The sequence below is a fragment of the Clostridium sp. genome, from assembly GCF_051656525.1.
Classification (GTDB): domain Bacteria; phylum Bacillota; class Clostridia; order Clostridiales; family Clostridiaceae; genus Clostridium.
Genome location: NZ_JBOGCC010000370.1, coordinates 1 through 1,319 on the forward strand (window position 1 = coordinate 1; position 1,319 = coordinate 1,319).

Here is a 1,319-nt window from a genome sequence, read left to right on the forward strand (position 1 = left end):
TATAGGGCAAAGAAAAAATTATATGAGATGTTAAAGGTGGGGGAATAAGACTATGGATTTTAAAGGGTTAGATAAAAAGGTGAAAAAAGCTATTAGTGAGAATATAAATGAAGTTCCACAAGGTGTAAATGAAAGAATAAATAAGACATTAAAAGATTTAGATAAAAAGAAAAAGAAAAATTATGTGAAAATAGGAGTAATTGCAGCTAGTGCAATGTTAGTATTAGGAACAGTTGGAGTAACAACTACAGCAGTAGCAAAAGGAATTGGGGTTAAAGACTTAGTATATGAAATGTTTGGGTATGATGAAATATATACTAAGTATGCAAAGGAAATAAATGAGGAAGTAGAGTATGGTGGCGTAAAAGGAACAATAACAAGTGCAATACATGATGGGTATAAAATATATATAAGTTTTAAATTAGAAAGTGATACATTGAGTTCAAGTGAAATAAAAGAGAGAACATGTCCAAGTTTAAAAAAGATAGAAAATATAGAGTTTGAAAGATATCAAGCAGCGTATAAAATGAAAGAAGAAGGAGGAAATACAGTAGTTGGACTATTTGAGATAGGGCTAAATAGCATAAAAATCAATGAAGATTCAATGCTTGGCTATAAGGAAGATATTGAAATAGAAGTTTCTTTAGAACAATTTATAAAAGAACAACTTAGAGATAATTTAAAGTTTAAAATAAAAGCTTCAGCAAAAGATGTTAAAGATGATATACAAAAATATAAAGTAAATAAAGAAACAGATCAACTTAATATAAGAGAAATTATAGTAACTCCTTTTGAAATATACGTGAAAGGTGATAGTAAGGTTGTATATGCAGAAGGAAAAAGGCGTGAAGATACTAGAAAAGAAATAGAAAAATTTTATGATTATAGTTTGAAAGATAATAGTGGAACAATTATAAAACCAGAAATGCATGATATAGCACTTACAGATAGAGAAGAATTTACAATAACATATAAAAATACACTTAAAGATACAAGTAAATTAGAACTTTTAATTAAAGAAAATGGAAAAGAAGTTAAAAACAAAGAAACAAAGAAAATTGAGTTGGTTAAAGAATAGAAAGAGATATTACTAGTAAGAAATGTAAAAAAATAATGAATAGTATTGAAATGTATATTGAATGTGATATAATAAAAACTTCTTTATAATATAATGGATGAGGAACGCCTGTTCATAAATAGGCGTTTTTTAGGTTATCTTAAATTTATGCATTTCGCAAAAAAATAGATTTTAAATAAAGAAAAGTGAATAAAAATAGTTGTGAATAAATAAAAGTGAAAAATGAAAAGATTTTCTTTAA

Annotated in this window: 1 protein-coding gene; it reads left to right on the forward strand. The window is 25.9% G+C overall.

The annotated features are described in order from the left end of the window. Positions 1-52: 52 nt before the first annotated feature. Positions 53-1,078, forward strand: a complete 1,026-nt coding sequence (locus ACRDDY_RS18175) for a DUF4179 domain-containing protein (protein WP_438566341.1) — start codon at positions 53-55, stop codon at positions 1,076-1,078. Positions 1,079-1,319: the final 241 nt, after the last annotated feature.